The following is a 15,324-nucleotide window of genomic DNA, read 5'->3' on the forward strand; positions in this document are numbered from 1 at the left end:
CCCTCGAGCGTTCAGAGGGGTCAGTTTTCCGGCGCCGTCAGGGGGTCAGCCTTCACGAGTCGGCGACAGGTGGACACGGCGGCCGAGCTCGCCGTGCACCGTCACCCTGATCCCGGTCTCCTCGCGGACTTCGCGAACCACAGCATCGGCCGGCGACTCTCCTGGCTTGATCTTTCCGCCGGGGAAGGTCCAGGCGAGATGTTGGTCGCGACGCCGACCGAGCAGGACGCCCAGGTCGCAGGTGATCACAGCAACGACGACAACAACCTGCGACGATGGGTCGTCATGCGTGCCCGGCTGCATGGCGCGTCGGGGCATCGTGTGCCGGCGCGGTGTTCCGGTTGCCGCGGGCGTGGTCGGCTCCTCCACACCTGCCACGGTAGGACTGCCACCACACTCCCGTGGGGCGATTGGGCGAACTCCTGCGCGTGTCCCTGCCCGCCAGCCCACTCACCAATGTTCCGATCGGGTGGACTCAGGCACTCCCCACATCGCGTTAGAACAAATGTTCGATGATCGATGTAGCGTCGGATCGCGGTCTGCGTGGACCGGGGAAGGGTCCACGCAGACCGACCACACCCCGGCCCGCAGCGTCATCCTGGAGGCGCCTCATGACCTCGCCCTACACCCGCGCCGAGCACCTCGCCGCCGACGCCCGCGCCGCCAGCACGGAGATCAAAATCGCTGCCGATGTGCTGCGCCAAGTCGCCAAGCACGACGGGCACATCGACGCCCACCGCGGCGATGTCAGCCTCGCCCTCGCCGGACTGGTCGAGGCCTGCGCGCTGAACTACACCAACATCTCCCTGCTGATGGCCCAAGAGGTGTTCGCCGTCGTCGACGCGGTCGACCGCGCCACCGGGCGGCGGCGCTCCACCGGCACCTGACCCCCCACCCTCGGCCGCCGACACTCGAGCCAGCCCCGGTTCGTCAACAGATGCGAACGCCTGTCACGGAATACGCCCACAGCCTGCACCGAGCCTGTCAGCGTCGTGAACGTGTTCCCCTCGCCTCCGCCACCTGACCCACCACCGCCACCGGGACCCCGCCACGGCTGGGACCTGCGTCCAGTTCGGCCCGGACTGCTCGCCGGTATCGCGGTCGGGGCCGGCGTGCTGCTGTGGGCCTTGGCGGGCTGCCCCGGGCTCATACTCGCCATCGCGGTCGCCGCTGCTGTCATCATCCGGCTCCTCGGCGCCCTGTTCCTGCCGCGCCGGCTTCGGGAGCACTCGATCATCGTTGCCTTGCTGGCCGGTCTGGTCGTGTTGTTGCTGCAGTCCAGTTGGAGTGCCGTGGCCCTCACCGTGGGACTCGCCGGGATCGCGGTGGCCCTCACCCAACGCCGCCGGACCTGCAGCGTCGCCCTGGCCGTCGCAGCCCTGCTGGGCATCCTGGGCGGGGTCGGGTTGACGGTCGATCACCTCAGCGCCGCCGCCCGAAAGGACGCCGAATATCAGGCGGCCGGGGACGTAGGCCGCGGACAGATGCTGCCCCACACTCCCGACCGCGTCCCCAAAGACCTGATGCGCCGCGTCGCGGTCGCACTCACCGAGTCCACCGGGAACTGCACCCTCCTGTTCGACGATCACGGCCTGCGCGCCTTCCTCGACGCCTGGCACACCACCGACTGCACCACCGCATTGCGCACCCTCGGCGCGACCGTCACCGAGCCCGAGCGCTACGACCGCATCGAAACCGACTCCCTCACCATCACCCCACAACCCGACGGGACCGTTGTCGTCGACACGTGCGGGGTGCGGTGGCAGGACACCTCGCTGCCGTTCTTCACCGGCACCCGCGCCCCCGTGCCCCACTACGGGCCGGCGCCCGGCCGGCTACGGGTCACTCCGGCGTATCGGGTGGCGTGGCAGATCACCGACTACCAACCCTGCTGAACCCAGCCTCCTCCGTGCGTGATCGGCCGGACCGGTGCACTCGGCCTCATCCCGGCGGCGGTAGCCCGATGTCGGCGGGGTCGCGGTCCGGTCGTAGACCGCGCCACGAGGGATGCCGGAACGTGGCGTCCACGGTGAACGCCCGGTACTCCAGCTCGCCGACCAACTCCGGTTCCACCCAGTGCACCTGACCACGACTCGGGGCCCGCCCCGGCCAGCCCCGAGCTCGACTGAACGCGCCCGGGAACGGTCGGGTGTCACGGTGCAACGGCCCCAGAAGCTCCAGGAGTTGGCGGCGGGTGGCGTCGGTGAACCCGGTCCCGACATCCCCGACATACACCAGCAGCCCGTCTGCGTCGTGTGCTGCGAGCAGGAGTGCGCCCACGACGTTGGCGTTGCCGCTGCTGGGCGCCCACCCGGCGATGATGACCTCAGTGGTGTGCCGGATCGGTGTCTTGACCCAGGACCGGGACCGACGCCCCGCCCGATAGGGCGACGACAACCGTTTGGCCACCACACCTTCCAAGCCTTGCTGCTGGGCAGCAGCCATCACCAGCGCCCCTGGGGTGTCGGTGAAGTTCGCCGGGACCGTCACCCCCGGCCGCTCCAGCTGCAATTCGGTCAAGAGCCGGCGCCGGTCGCCATAGGGCAGCTCGAGTAGCGGCCGGCCGTCGAACGCCAACAGGTCGAACACCACGTACTGGACCGGGACCCGGGCGATCAGCTCCGGTGAGGGCTTGGCGACGTGCATACGGTGCTGCAACAACCCGAAATCCGGACGGCCCCGCTCATCCAACGCCACGAGCTCGCCGTCGAGGACCAGGCCGTCGAGTAGGTCCAGGCCGGCGACCTCGGGGTAGGACCGCGACACGTCACGGTCGTTGCGGCTGTAGAGCCTCGTGCCGACAGGGGCGGTGTAGCTGATGGCACGGACACCATCGAATTTGATCTCGAACGCCCACCCCGGACCCGTCGGGACCGGGCCGGCGGCGGCGAGCATCGGCCGGATCAGCCCACCCGTTCCCACTGGTCCAGCCCGCGCCCGCGCCCGGTCGACCATACCTGGGAGTGTCCACTCCAGACACCGATTCCTCCAGCCCTCCAGCGCTGGCATCAACCAGACGGGGAACGGTTCGGTGCCGTGGCAAGAACTCCGTCCAGCCGGCTGGGCGCTGTCAGGGGATGGTGACGGCGGACTCCGGAACGACCTGCAGCTTGCCGTCCTCGGCCACCTCGACGACCCGGACCCACACCCGCTGGCCATCCGGGAGCGTCACGACCAGGCGCTCGCCCGCCCGCCACTCCCGCTCCGGCCCGTCCACGCCGCACATCGTGCTCCGCGACGCCCGCCGAAACCAGCACCCAGCGCCAGCACGCGGACGGCGCGTCTATCGCCCACTGGTCAGGCGCTGCCACCACGACCCGCGCGGCTGCCCCTGGCCGGTTTCGACATCGCGGGTCACCGTCGGTTCCGGTGTGCGCTGCGCCTGGGCCCCCGCAACGGACTCTGGAGCCGACACCTGCGTAGCGCCTCGGGCCTCGCCGAGTGCCCGTTGCGCCGCCGCCGGTCGTTGGCCGGCTGCCTCAGGGCGGGCGAGGGTGACCCCGGCGTCGGTTAGCATGCTCAGGTCCAACGACCACACCCGCGCCGAACGGGCGATCCAGACCTGGCCGGCGGCGTCGACGTGGCGCTCCGCGTCGACCGCGGTCATCCCGGTGACCGCGCGCAGGTGCGTGAACGCCTCGTCGGTGCGACCGGAGACGTTGGCGTAGCCGAAGTGCGTGACCAGGTGACACGACGAACACAGACAGATCAGGCGGCGCAACGCCTGCACGCCGGCGTGTTCGTCGTAGGCCCACCGCTCGTGCGCCTCCAACCACCTCTTCATGCTGCGGTCCTCGGTGGCCCCGCAGATCTCGCACCTCTGGTTGGCCCGGCTAGTGATCATGCGGCGCAGGCGTTCCCAGTCCTGCTGCGAGACACACGTCCGGACGTTGGTGAACCAACACGACGACGGGACCATGTCGACGAACAGACCCGACCCGAACGAGCGGTCCTCCCCCGGCAACAGATCCGACACCTCCGCCAACGCCGCCCAGCGCTGCAGGCCGGCCGTGGGTGGGCGGGGGTCGTACCAGCGTTTGACCTGCGGATCCCACCGCGCACCGAACGACTTCGCCGCGTCCTTGTCCGCGTACGGCACGTCCAACCAGACCCCCTCGCCCGACCGTGACGGCGTCGAGCCCGGTCGCGGATTCGCTGGTGCTGGGTGCTCGACCATGAGTGCTGCCCCGATCGCTCGATGTCACATCCCCAGGTCAGAGTCGCATCCGCCACCGACACCGCGGACCGGAACGAGCGCATCCGCCGCGCGACGGTCTCCGGGCTGAGTGGCTCCATCGTCGATCGGGCGTGCGTAGCAACGCCGCGCCGCCAGCAGGGGCCGCAAGGCGCGTCGCGGGTGGTGCGCGCGAGGCGTGCGGTTGGCCTCGTGCCCACTGCCTGGGGCGCATCTTTGCCTTGCGGCCCCTGCTGGCGGTGTGGCATCCCTTCAGGGCGACCAATCGACGGTGGAGACACGACCCACCACCCACACCCCACCCACCACGCCATCCGGACAGCTACGGGTTGGCCGGCACCATTGGAGTGAGGGCCGGGGTTCGGGGCAGCGCCCCGAGCGCTCGCATCCTTTCGATGGGCCCGTCCGGTGCAAGTACTGCCGTCAAGAGGCGTCGCATCCGCAGGTAGGATGAGCGCCTGACGCAACCGACAGCATGTGGACGGCGGGTCGCTGAACCTTAATTCGCGACGACCTCATTCACGAATGGGATACCTGACGCGCGCAGGCGACGCGAGAGTCCGCATCTTGCATGTTACCCCCGGTAGCGGCTAAGACACTACCACTGAAGACTGGGAGAGCCCCTTGGCGAACGCCTTCAGTGACGAGTACTTGAATAAGCTGTTAACCACCATCATCGGGTTTCCACGGGAAACCGAGTGGATCGAGCTAAAGGGCAACAACAAGGACCCTCGAAAAATCGGCCAGTACATCTCCGCGCTGGCGAATTCTGCCGCTCTCCACCAGCAACCCGCCGGATACCTCGCTTGGGGCGTACATGATTCCAATCACTCGATAATCGGGACAACGTTCGACCCCGAAACCGAAAAGGTCGGGAACGAACGACTTCAGGCATGGCTACTGCGACTCACGGACCCACACGTCGAATTCTCTTTTAACATCTTTCAAGTTAGCGGCAAGCGAATCGTTCTACTTCAAGTTGCTCCAGCACTGAATGCAACAATTCGATTTGAGGGTGTTGAATACATCCGCGTTGACTCCTACAAGAAGCCACTCAAGGATCACTCAGACCACGCACGCCGGCTTTGGAGAGTACTCGACCGCACCACCTTCGAGGATGGAATCGCTTACGGCCAAGCAGATGACGATACCGTCCTCGATCTGATCGACTACGCGTCGTACTTCGATCATATGGACCGCAAACTCCCCCAGAATCGAACCGGAATTCTGGCCAGCTTGGCTGCGGACAAGCTGATCCAGAAGGGGCCGACCGGGGAGTGGGACGTTACAAACCTTGGGGCCATCCTGTGGGCCAAGACCCTCTCCAGCTTCCCAACGCTGTCGCGGAAAGCAGTGCGAGTGGTTCAATATCGGGGCAAGAACAGGGTGAGCACCGTACGTGAACAGGTCGGAGTTCGCGGATACGCCTCCGGGTTCGAGGGTATAATTGACTATATTCAAAATTTGCTCCCGCAGAATGAGGTCATCGGTCAAGCACTCCGCACTTCAGTTCCCTTGTATCCGGATCTTGCAGTACGTGAGCTTGTCGCAAATGCGCTGATCCACCAGGATCTTACCGAGCGGGGCACTGGCCCAATGATTGAGATCTTCGACGATCGCATCGAGATCACCAGTCCCGGAACTCCACTTGTGGAGCCCCTGCGATTCGTGGACGCACCTCCACGCTCCAGAAACGAGGCCGTAGCCTCTCACATGCGGAGGATCGGTGTCTGCGAGGAACGCGGAAGTGGATGGGATAAAGTTGCATCAGAGATTGAGCTCTACCAACTCCCGGCGCCATTAATTGAAATTCCAGAGCCGCATACACGCGTTGTTCTGCTAGGTCCGCGCCCACTAAAAGACATGGACAAGGCCGAGAAGATCCGGGCCGTCTACTTGCATTCTTGCCTACGCCACGTGACGAGAGAGCACACAACCAATACGTCAGTACGTGATCGCTTCAAGATTGAGCAGAAAAACAGCGCGACAGCGTCCAGACTCCTGAACGACACTGTTGAGGCTGGCCTGATCACGCCGTACGACCCTACCGCCGCCCGGAGCCAGATGCGCTACGAGCCGTTCTGGGCAGCAGGGGACGAGCGCACATCCATTTGATGGGCTTTTGACAGACGAGCCTCTCGGGAGTGATGCAGGTCACAGTCAGTCCTCTGACCTGCGAGAACGCGGAACTACTGGTCTTGATGGCGTAGGGCATCGGCGTCCCTGACCAGCGTGCGGCCTCTGAGCGGATACAGGTCAGGTTCACTCAGGGCCTGCCAGTTAGAACGTGTGCTCCGGTCGACTCTGCCCCACTGCGTGCGAGTCAGGGCCTGTTGTCACGGACGCTGGCGCCGGTCCGGTCACAGGCTGCGTGCTGGCACGGCTGGTAGGGCAGCACCGCTGGATGGCTAGGCGGAGCGATCAGATTGTCTCCGGGGCCAGAGGGCTAGTAGGAGGCCCGCCGATCTACCGTCGCCCGACGCCGACCCAGGACAGCCCGGCCCGGCGCAGCACGTCCGGATCCAGCAGATTGCGGGTGTCGACCACGATCCGGATCGCCATCGCTGCCCCCATCGCGGCCCAGTCCAACGACCGGAACTGCGGCCACTCCGTCAACACCACCAGCGCCGCAGCGTCCTTCGCCACCAACAACGGCTCACCCACCACGGTCACCGCATCCGTGACCCCCGCCACCGGCACCGGGCACCCCGGATCGAACGCGGTCAACTCCGCGCCCTCGCCACGCAGCAGCGCCGCCACCGCCAGCGCGGGCGAATCCCGCAGATCATCGGTCCCCGCCTTGAACGTCAGACCCAGCAACCCGATCCGCAGGCCCGCGAGTGAACCCCCCACGGCGTCCCGGATCTTGGCCACCATCAACGCCCGCTGCCGCTCGTTCGTCGCGATCGAGGCCGACACGATCAGCAACTCCCGCCCGGCCGCCGCCGCCACCGCGACCATCGCCTCGGTGTCCTTGGGCAGACACGACCCGCCCCATCCCGGACCCGGCTCCAAGAAGGCTTGGCCGATCCGCCGGTCGTAGCCCATGCCCTCGGTGACCGCCCCCACGTCGGCACCCAGCACGTCACACAACTCCGCCACCGCGTTCACGTAGGACAGCTTCATCGCCAGGAAGCAGTTCGCGGCGTACTTCACCATCTCCGCGCTCGCCGCATCCGTCAGCACCACCGGCGCCCCCAACTTCGCGTACAACGCCGCCACCCGCTCCGCCGCGTCCTGCGCGTCGCACCCCACCACGATCCGGTCCGGATGCAGGAAATCCCGCACCGCCGAACCCTCCCGCAGGAACTCCGGATTGCTCACCACCGCCACATCACGACGATTCAGCAGCTTCGCCGTCGCCTCCGCCGTGCCCACCGGCACCGTCGACTTGTTCACCACCACACACCCCGACGGCAACAACTGCGCCACCTCCGCAGACACCGCCCGTACCGCCGAGAGATCCGCCGCCCCACCGGCACCCATCGGTGTCGGCACACACAGGAAGACCACCTCGACCGGCAACTCCTCCTCCGGCCGCACGACCGCCTCGCGCGCCCCCACCACGAACTCCAACCGCCCCGCGGCCAGCCCCTCCACCACCAACTCCGGCAAGCCCGGCTCCAGGATGTCCACAACACCCCGCCGCAACCGCTCCACCTTCGCGACATCGATATCGGCACACACCACCCGATGCCCCAGCGACGCCAGGCACGCCCCCGTCGTCAACCCCACATAACCGGTACCGACCACGGCAATACGACGGGCGAACATGACCCACTCCCCTTCTGTGCGGTGGCAGCACACCCCCGCCGGAGGTTGTTTCCCGGCCAGCGGGTCCGCGCTCGATGAGCGGCCGGCGGTCACTCGGTGGCGGACGATACGCGGCACCGAGAGGGCCAGACGGCGGCGGATGCACGCACCACACTGTGATCCCGAACGGGTCACCAGGCCCGAAGATCAGGGCCGGCGGCGGGCAGTACGGACCATGCGGCGGGCCGACGTGATCTGTCGGCGCAGCTCGCGCACACTGTTGATCTGGGTGGCACGGTGGAGCTGGTACTGCCAGGCCGGCTGGTCACCGCGGCGATCCAGCAGTGAATAGGCGAAGCGCACCGGATCATCCCCCTGGCCGATGTCGAGGCGCTCGAAGAACTGCATGCTGCGCCGGGCCATATCCTGCACGGGGCCGAGCGTTGCGCGGCGGCCCGTGTCGTACGCGGTGAGAGCGGCGGGCAGGTCGTCGACGCGGGCGGGCAGGACCTCGGCGAGCGCGATCGCGTCCTCCACGGCCAGCACCGTGCCGGCGCCCACCCCGAAGTGGGTGGTGTGCGCGGCGTCGCCCATGAGCACCAGGTTGCCGCGACGCCACGTGCGGTTGCGGACCTCGCGGAACCGGCCCCACGGCGCGTCTCCCAGCCCGGCCGCCGGTGCCAGCAGCCCGGCCCCGGCCAGCGGCCTCGCGAAGATCTCGGCCATGAGCTCGATCCCGGCGGCCGGCGCGAGCTCGTCGAGCCCCAAACCCGTCCAGGTCTCGGGGCTGCACTCCACGATGCACGTGCTCGCGTCGTCGGACGACGGGTAGGCGTAGAACCAGACGAGCCCGGCCGGGGTGTGCTCGAAGGCGAAGGTGAACGCATCGAACGACCGGGGGGTGCCCAGCCAGACGTACGGGTTGCGGCCGGGGTCGATCGTGGTGCCGAAGTGCTCGGCGTGGCGCATCCGCACCAGGCTGCCGGCACCGTCTGCGGCGACGACGGCATCGGCGCCCAGCTCGGCGGCGGACTCCTCGGCGTCGCCGACCATCGTGTCGAACCGCACGTCGACGCCCAGCTGCTCGGCCCGGGCCGTCAGCAGATCGAGCATCCGAGTGCGGTTGATGCTGTAGCCGTACTTGCCGCCGAGATGCACCGGCTGCTGCGCACCCACCAGCACCACCTGCCGGCCCCACAGCATCGCCTCGCTGCGCACCGCGGCGGCGCTGACCGGGTCGTTGCGGTAGAGGTCGTCGAGGAAGTTCTCGGCGAACGTGACGCTCCAGCCGTACGTGGCGCCCCGCGGGTTGCGCTCGACCACGGTGACGTCATGACGGCTGTTGCCCAGCTTCGCGAGGATGGCGAAGTACAAACCCGCTGGTCCGCCGCCAACACACACGATCTTCACAGCCCACCGCTCCCCTCCGGCCGCGACGAACGTAACAGTCGGGTCCGCAGGAACCCGGCTGGGTGAGGCCGTGTCTCGGACGGCTACGGTCGGCGCGAACGACCGGAGGGCGTGGTCGGCATCGCAGAACGCCGAGTGCGCGGCACGTCCAGGAAGGCGTCGAGAAGTGGTTGTTGCACTGTGGGCGCGGGTCAAAGGCATGCGCCGCGAACTGAGCGTCCCGCTCTATCGCAACGCCTACGCGTTGATGCTCAACACGATGGTCAACTCGCTGTTCGGCCTCCTCTACTGGATCGTCGCCGCCCATACCTTCAGCGACGAGGAGGTCGGCCGTGGCAACGCACTCGTCTCCTTGATGCTGCTGATCTCCACCCTCACGCAGCTCAACTTCGGCCAAGCGCTCATCCGCTTCCTACCCCGGGCGGGCACCACGTCGAAACGGCTCCTGAGCAGCGCGTACGGCACCTCGACAGGACTCGCGGTGATCGGCTCGGCCGCCGTGATGGTGTATTGCCACCTCGCCTACCCAGCGTCGCACCCGCTGCACGCGTCCTGGGGGTTCGCGCTCTGGTTCGTGGTGTCCACGGCGGTCTGGTCGGTCTTCAACCTGCAGGACTCAGCGCTCACCGGACTGCGGTCGGCGATGTGGATCCCACTGGAGAACGGCGCGTACGGCATCGTCAAGCTCGTCCTGCTGGTCATCGTCGCGAACACCGCACTGGACCACGGTGTATTCACGTCGTGGACGCTGCCGGTGTTCGCGCTGCTGGTGCCCGTCAACCTGCTGATCTTCCGGCGGATCCTGCCCCGCCACAGCGCCGAGACGGCCGTCGACCAGAACCCACCGACCCGCCGGGTCCTCACCCACTACATGGCAGGCGACTACACCGGCCAGGTGTTCAACCAGCTGGCCTCCACCTTCCTGCCCGTGCTCGTCGTCCAGCTGTTCGGGGCGGCGCTCGGTGCCTACTTCCTGCCCGCGCAGACGATGTTCGCCGCCACCAGCCTGCTACAACTGGCCATCACGTCCTCCCTGGTCGCCGAGGGTGCGCGCGACGAGTCCCAGGGCCACCGCTACGCCCTGGCGGTCCTGCGGCGGATCTGCGCCACGGTGCTGCCCGCAGCGGTGGCCATCGCGCTCGCCGCGCCGTGGCTGCTGGAATTGTTCGGCACCCGCTACCGGGACAACTCCACGCTGCTGCTGCAACTGCTCATGGTCTCGACGTTCCCCCGGGTCGTCGTCTCCATGTACGTGACGAAGGCGCGGTTGGAGAACCGCACCAGCGCGCTCGCCGTGCTGCAGTTCGTGCAGGCTGCGGCGTTGATCGGGGGGACGATCGCGTTGGCCGGGTCGGTGGGATTGGTGGCGGTGGGGTGGGTGGTGCTGGTGGTCGAGGTCGCCTTGGCCCTGGTGCTGGGGGGGTCGGTGGTGCGGTGGTTGTGGCCTGGTCGGCGGGTTCACTCATGAGGAAATGCGAGATCAACTGCGCTGAGGGACCCACACAGCCTGCACGCTCGCCGCAGGGCTACTCGTCGACGAACCGGGCCGGTACGGGGGTGCCGTTGCGCCACAGGTCGCCCAACGCCAGATCAAAGTCGCGGGGCTGCAAGCGCACCATCCCGCCGCCGGGGTTGTGGGTGATCTCGCCGAAGTAGATGCGGCCGTCGACGTTGTAGAGGTCGATGCGGACGAACTCGAACTCGCTGCTCAACTTCTGGGCGACTGCAAGCATCTCGGCGTAGTCGGCTGGCTGCTCGGGGAGCGTGGCGGCGCCCGCGAACCGGCCGGTGATCTTGAACGGCTTCCAGTCCACGCTCAGCATCGTGGACGTGTGGGCGGTAAAGCGGTCCTGGTCGACCACCACCATCGCTGGGCGGCCGTGGAACATGAAGAATTTGTAATCCGTGGGTGCGGTGACGCCGTCGCCGATGAATTCCTCGACGACCGCTCGGCGCGGCAGTCCACGATAGGGGCGCTCTCGCCAGCCCGCCTCGTAGAAGTCGGTGTCCAACCATTTCCGGACGGTTGCCCGCACCTTCCAGCGCTGCATGGACTGCACATCGCGGATCAGCAGCGTCATGTCGCAGCCATGTGTTCCCTTGATCACACACGGCCGGGTGAGTGCGTCGAAGTCGAGGTCGTCGGCGCGATCGACGACCTGAAGCAACGGGATCAGGTACTTGTCACCGATACGATCCGCGACATAGGCACGAACGGCATACTTATCCGTCGTGGTGTGCACCACTTCATCCGGGTCCTGAAGATTCTTCGCGGCCAGCAGCTGCGACCACGTGCGCGGGTGCCGCAGGGTCGAGATCTCACCCTGGAAGATCGCGTGCAGGACCGCCGCGAACAGCGGATCCGGCAGGAAACGGAGCCGTCGGGCCAGTACAACGCGCGCAGATGGCAACACCCGGCCGAGGATAGACCAGACCCGGTCGTGAGGATGAACCACGCAAATCGGTCACATTGTCGATGGCTACTCCTGGGCCGGACCCAGGGTGAGACGGCGGCCCGAATGTCGAGTTGCTAAGGTTTAGGGGTGCTGTCCACGGGGCCTGTCGTCACTGTGATGACGCCCGCCCACAATGTTGCGCCGTGGATCGGCGAGACGATCGACTCGGTCCTGCAGCAAACGGATCAACGATTCAGCTACATCGTGGTCGACGACGGTTCCACGGACAACACCAATGAGATCGTCGCAGCCAAAGCGGCCGAGGATCCGCGCATTCGGCTCATCTCCACACCCAACGGTGGTTCCGGACAAGCCCGCAATATTGCGCTGGCCGAGGCCAAAACACCGTTCGTCGCATTCATCGACGGTGACGACCGCTGGCACAAGGATTTCCTGCGCCACCAGCTCGACGCGATGCGCATCGCCCCCGCCGGGGTCGGGGCCACGTTCTGCCACACGCGGGTGATGCTGGAGAGCGGCCAGGTCGTCGGCATGCGGTTCCAGCCCACCGGGCTGTGCGACCTGGACCGCATGCTCGTCGACAACAACCCCACCCACAACGGCAGCTCGCTGCTGATCCGCCGCAGCTGCTTCAACGAGGCTGGCCTCTTTAACCCCGAGCTGGCCAGCTGCGTCGACTTCGACATGTGGCTGCGCATCGCCACCCGGTCGTCCACCCCGCTGTTCTCGGGCATCCGCCGCTATCTGGTCGACATGCGACTCATGCGCACCGGCAGCATCAGCTCCAACCGGTGCGCCCGGTACGCGACGCTCGACCAGCTCATCGGCGAGTTCGCGCCCACCATGCGCCGCCTGCACCCCGGACTCGCCTACGTGCGCCCCGCCGTGTTCGCCTACCGCGACGGCTACGACGACTACGGCGACCGCTGGACCGAGGAGGCCCGCAAGGCGGGCCATTCCGCGTTCACCAACAATCGCTGGGGCCAGTCCCTCTACGCCTGGAACAAGGCCGGACCCACCGGCCGGGCCAAGCTGCGCTCGCTGCGCGACACGGCCCGCACCGGCATCTACAAGGGGATATCGCAAGCCGCCGCCACGCTGATGCGCTAGCCCGGCCAAGTCCGGGTCGCGGCGTCGTGCACGTCGCTGGTGCGCCGTGTCCGGGGGAACTCAGCCTGGAGCCCTGTGTCATGCCCTGGGGTCAAGCGTCCGGCCGGTGCCGATCGGACGGGCATCGGTTCCGGCGGGTCGGTCGGGTCGGGTGAGCGCGCCTTCCCTGTAGGAGCAGTGCCGCGAGCCAGCGCACCTCCACCGGGCCAAGCAAACTAGCGGGTTGCGGTGGCCGGTCGGGTGGTCGGCGTGGCGGGAGTGGTGTCGGATTCGGCGTCGGGCCGGGGTAGCCGCAGTCGTTTGAGCAGCAGTGCATTGACGGCGACGAGGAAACTCGATCCGGACATCGAGAGGGCGGCGATCTCGGGTCGCAGGATCAGCCCAAAAGTCGGCTCGAACACCCCGGCGGCGATCGGCAGGGCGATGGCGTTGTAGCCAACTGCCCAGGCCAGGTTCTGGCGCATCTTCCGTCGTGTCCCTCGCCCGATCTGCAGGGCAGTAGGCACGTCGAGCGGGTCCGACCGCATCAGCACGACATCCGCGGTCTCAATCGCCACGTCGGTCCCGGCACCGATCGCGATCCCCAGATCAGCCTGAGCCAACGCCGGTGCGTCGTTGACCCCGTCACCGACCATGGCCACCCGTCGGCCGTCCTGCTGTAGCCGGGTGATCTGGGCTGCCTTGTCGCCAGGCAGTACCTCGGCGATCACGGTGTCGATACCGAGTTGATCAGCGATTCGGGCAGCGGTGGCCTGATTGTCGCCGGTGAGCATGACGACTTGCACCCCCATCTCCTGCAACACGCTCACCGCTGCCGCGGCGGTCGGGCGGGGGGCATCCGCCAGCGCAAACAACCCGGCCGGGCGGCCGTCCACGGCAACCAGCACCGTGGTCCGCCCGGTCGCAGCGAGGTCGTCGCGGCGGTCTACAAGCTTCCCGAGGTCGACGCCCTCGCGATCCATCAGGTGGTGGTTACCGACCGCGACCCGATGCCCGTCGACAGTGGCGGTCGCGCCGTGACCAGGCACATTCTCGAACCCGGTGACCTCCAGGCGTTCGACCTCGCGGTCCTGGGCGTGTGCGACGATCGCGCGTGCGAGGGGGTGTTCGGACTCCCGCTCCACTGCCGCGGTCAACCGCAGTAGCTCACTTTCGCCCATGCCATCGCTGACGAGGTCGGTGACCTCTGGTTCGCCCTTGGTGAGGGTTCCGGTCTTGTCCATCACCACGGTGTCGATACCGGCCGAGGCTTCCAGCGCGGTGGCGTTCTTGAACAACACCCCGCGCCGAGCCCCCAACCCGGTGCCGACCATGATCGCGGTAGGGGTGGCGAGACCGAGCGCGTCGGGGCAGGTCACGACCACGACAGTGATCGCGAACAGCAGCGCCGCGGTCAGCGGCTTATCGGAAAACAACGCCCACGTCGCGAACGTGGCGCCGCCACCGATGAGGGCGACCAGGACCAGCCAGAATGCGGCCCGATCAGCCAACCGTTGTCCGGGGGCCTTGGAGTTCTGCGCTTGCTGCACCAGCGCGACGATCTGGGCCAGTGCGCTGTCGGCGCCGACCTTCGTCGCGCGGACCCGCAGGGTGCCGTCGGTGTTGATGGTGGCGCCGATGACCTCGTTGCCCGGGGTCTTGTGCACCGGCAGGCTCTCCCCGGTGACCATGGACTCATCGATGTCGGACTCGCCGTCCTGCACCACCCCATCCACGGCGATCTTCGCACCAGGACGCACCAGCAGCAGGTCACCGGTGACCACTTCGGCGGTGGGGATCTCGACCTCGACGCCGTCGCGCAGCACCACCGCGTGCGGCGGGGCGAGCTCCAGCAGCGCCCGGACCGCGTCGTTGGCGCCCCCGCGGGCACGCATCTCGAACCAGTGCCCGAGCAGCACGAACGCCGTCAGCACCGTCGCGGCCTCGTAGAAGACCTCACCACCGCCGGTCAGGGTGATCACCAGCGAGTACACCCAGCCCGCACCCACCCCGACCGCGACCAGCACCATCATGTCCAGGGTCCGGGCCCGCAACGCGCGTACCGCGCCGTCGAAGAAGATCCACGCCGAGTAGAAGATCACCGGCAAGCTCAGCAGCAGCGAGAACACATCGTCGCGCAAACCGAACGGCGCCGCCACGGTGAACCCGAACACCTCACGCCCGATCGGGGACCACAACAGCACCGGCACCGACACCAGTGCGGCAAGCAGGAACCGGTTGCGCATGTCGGCGACCATCGCGGCCATCGACATCGAGCTGTGCCCGCCGTGGCCCATCATCTCGTGCGGCGACCCCGCCGGAGCGGGCTCATGCCCTGCGGCCGGTGCTACGCCGCGGCCGGAGCGGGCGTCTTGGCTGGTGTGTGCGATGTTGAGTGTGCCAGCCTGAGTTGGCCCCACTTGGAGCCCGAGTGATGGCTTGAGGTGGCCCCACCCTCGA

Annotated in this window: 13 protein-coding genes; 5 read left to right on the forward strand and 8 right to left on the reverse strand. The window is 67.5% G+C overall.

Annotated features, from left to right (window positions below; genetic code table 11):
• Nucleotides 1-45: 45 nt before the first annotated feature.
• Nucleotides 46-369, reverse strand: coding sequence for an NUDIX domain-containing protein (locus ACFPFQ_RS07375; RefSeq protein WP_379616125.1), 324 nt, complete (start codon nt 367-369; stop codon nt 46-48).
• A gap of 242 nt (nt 370-611) precedes the next feature.
• On the opposite strand from ACFPFQ_RS07375, the gene ACFPFQ_RS07380 reads away from it, so the two are divergent.
• Entirely contained in the window at nt 612-887 is a 276-nt protein-coding gene (locus ACFPFQ_RS07380) for a hypothetical protein (protein ID WP_379616127.1), read from the forward strand.
• Between the two features lie 111 nt (nt 888-998).
• Entirely contained in the window at nt 999-1,895 is an 897-nt protein-coding gene (locus ACFPFQ_RS07385) for a hypothetical protein (protein WP_379616129.1), read from the forward strand.
• A gap of 46 nt (nt 1,896-1,941) precedes the next feature.
• On the opposite strand, the gene ligD is transcribed toward ACFPFQ_RS07385, so the two are convergent.
• The 3 genes from ligD to ACFPFQ_RS07400 all read right to left on the reverse strand — a co-directional run bounded on the left by ligD (nt 1,942) and on the right by ACFPFQ_RS07400 (nt 4,099).
• Nucleotides 1,942-2,955, reverse strand: coding sequence for a non-homologous end-joining DNA ligase (gene ligD / locus ACFPFQ_RS07390; protein ID WP_379616131.1), 1,014 nt, complete (start codon nt 2,953-2,955; stop codon nt 1,942-1,944).
• Between the two features lie 115 nt (nt 2,956-3,070).
• On the reverse strand, nt 3,071-3,217 hold the full coding sequence (locus ACFPFQ_RS07395) for a hypothetical protein (protein WP_379616133.1): 147 nt from the start codon (nt 3,215-3,217) through the stop codon (nt 3,071-3,073).
• 66 nt (nt 3,218-3,283) lie between these two features.
• Nucleotides 3,284-4,099: a DUF5710 domain-containing protein gene (locus tag ACFPFQ_RS07400; protein ID WP_379616144.1), complete on the reverse strand. Its 816-nt coding sequence runs from the start codon at nt 4,097-4,099 to the stop codon at nt 3,284-3,286.
• A gap of 720 nt (nt 4,100-4,819) precedes the next feature.
• Between ACFPFQ_RS07400 and ACFPFQ_RS07405 the strand changes: the two genes are divergently transcribed.
• Nucleotides 4,820-6,310 (forward strand): ATP-binding protein, encoded by a 1,491-nt coding sequence (locus ACFPFQ_RS07405; protein WP_379616135.1) that lies wholly within the window; start codon nt 4,820-4,822, stop codon nt 6,308-6,310.
• 351 nt (nt 6,311-6,661) lie between these two features.
• Here ACFPFQ_RS07405 and ACFPFQ_RS07410 read toward each other — a convergent pair whose 3' ends face one another.
• Both ACFPFQ_RS07410 and ACFPFQ_RS07415 read right to left on the reverse strand, forming a co-directional pair.
• The gene (locus tag ACFPFQ_RS07410) at nt 6,662-7,969 is read right to left on the reverse strand and encodes a UDP-glucose dehydrogenase family protein (RefSeq protein ID WP_379616136.1); all 1,308 of its coding nucleotides are present in this window, start codon (nt 7,967-7,969) and stop codon (nt 6,662-6,664) included.
• Nucleotides 7,970-8,155: 186 nt separating this feature from the next.
• Nucleotides 8,156-9,358 carry an FAD-dependent monooxygenase gene (locus tag ACFPFQ_RS07415; protein ID WP_379616137.1) on the reverse strand — a complete coding sequence of 401 codons (1,203 nt, stop codon included), beginning with the start codon at nt 9,356-9,358 and terminating at the stop codon, nt 8,156-8,158.
• A 199-nt stretch (nt 9,359-9,557) separates the two neighbouring features.
• Between ACFPFQ_RS07415 and ACFPFQ_RS07420 the strand changes: the two genes are divergently transcribed.
• Entirely contained in the window at nt 9,558-10,826 is a 1,269-nt protein-coding gene (locus ACFPFQ_RS07420; protein WP_379616138.1) for a lipopolysaccharide biosynthesis protein, read from the forward strand.
• Nucleotides 10,827-10,884: 58 nt separating this feature from the next.
• Here ACFPFQ_RS07420 and ACFPFQ_RS07425 read toward each other — a convergent pair whose 3' ends face one another.
• Nucleotides 10,885-11,772, reverse strand: coding sequence for an ATP-grasp fold amidoligase family protein (locus ACFPFQ_RS07425; protein WP_379616140.1), 888 nt, complete (start codon nt 11,770-11,772; stop codon nt 10,885-10,887).
• Nucleotides 11,773-11,931: 159 nt separating this feature from the next.
• Here ACFPFQ_RS07425 and ACFPFQ_RS07430 point away from each other — a divergent pair, with 159 nt between their 5' ends.
• The gene (locus ACFPFQ_RS07430) at nt 11,932-12,885 is read left to right on the forward strand and encodes a glycosyltransferase family 2 protein (protein WP_379616142.1); all 954 of its coding nucleotides are present in this window, start codon (nt 11,932-11,934) and stop codon (nt 12,883-12,885) included.
• A 215-nt stretch (nt 12,886-13,100) separates the two neighbouring features.
• Here the strand turns inward: ACFPFQ_RS07430 and ACFPFQ_RS07435 are convergent, their stop codons facing one another.
• Entirely contained in the window at nt 13,101-14,894 is a 1,794-nt protein-coding gene (locus ACFPFQ_RS07435) for a copper-translocating P-type ATPase (protein WP_379616145.1), read from the reverse strand.
• Nucleotides 14,895-15,324 lie beyond the last annotated feature (430 nt).

Source organism: Pseudonocardia sp. GCM10023141, assembly GCF_042653605.1.

Bases quoted from the DNA above. Each gene is read 5' to 3' on its own strand.
- ligD (WP_379616131.1), bottom strand. From the start codon at position 2,955: ATGGTCGACCGGGCGCGGGCGCGGGCTGGACCAGTGGGAACGGGTGGG.
- ACFPFQ_RS07435 (WP_379616145.1), bottom strand. From the start codon at position 14,894: ATGGTGCTGGTCGCGGTCGGGGTGGGTGCGGGCTGGGTGTACTCGCTG.
- ACFPFQ_RS07380 (WP_379616127.1), top strand. From the start codon at position 612: ATGACCTCGCCCTACACCCGCGCCGAGCACCTCGCCGCCGACGCCCGC.
- ACFPFQ_RS07420 (WP_379616138.1), top strand. From the start codon at position 9,558: ATGCGCCGCGAACTGAGCGTCCCGCTCTATCGCAACGCCTACGCGTTG.
- ACFPFQ_RS07410 (WP_379616136.1), bottom strand. From the start codon at position 7,969: ATGTTCGCCCGTCGTATTGCCGTGGTCGGTACCGGTTATGTGGGGTTG.
- ACFPFQ_RS07430 (WP_379616142.1), top strand. From the start codon at position 11,932: ATGACGCCCGCCCACAATGTTGCGCCGTGGATCGGCGAGACGATCGAC.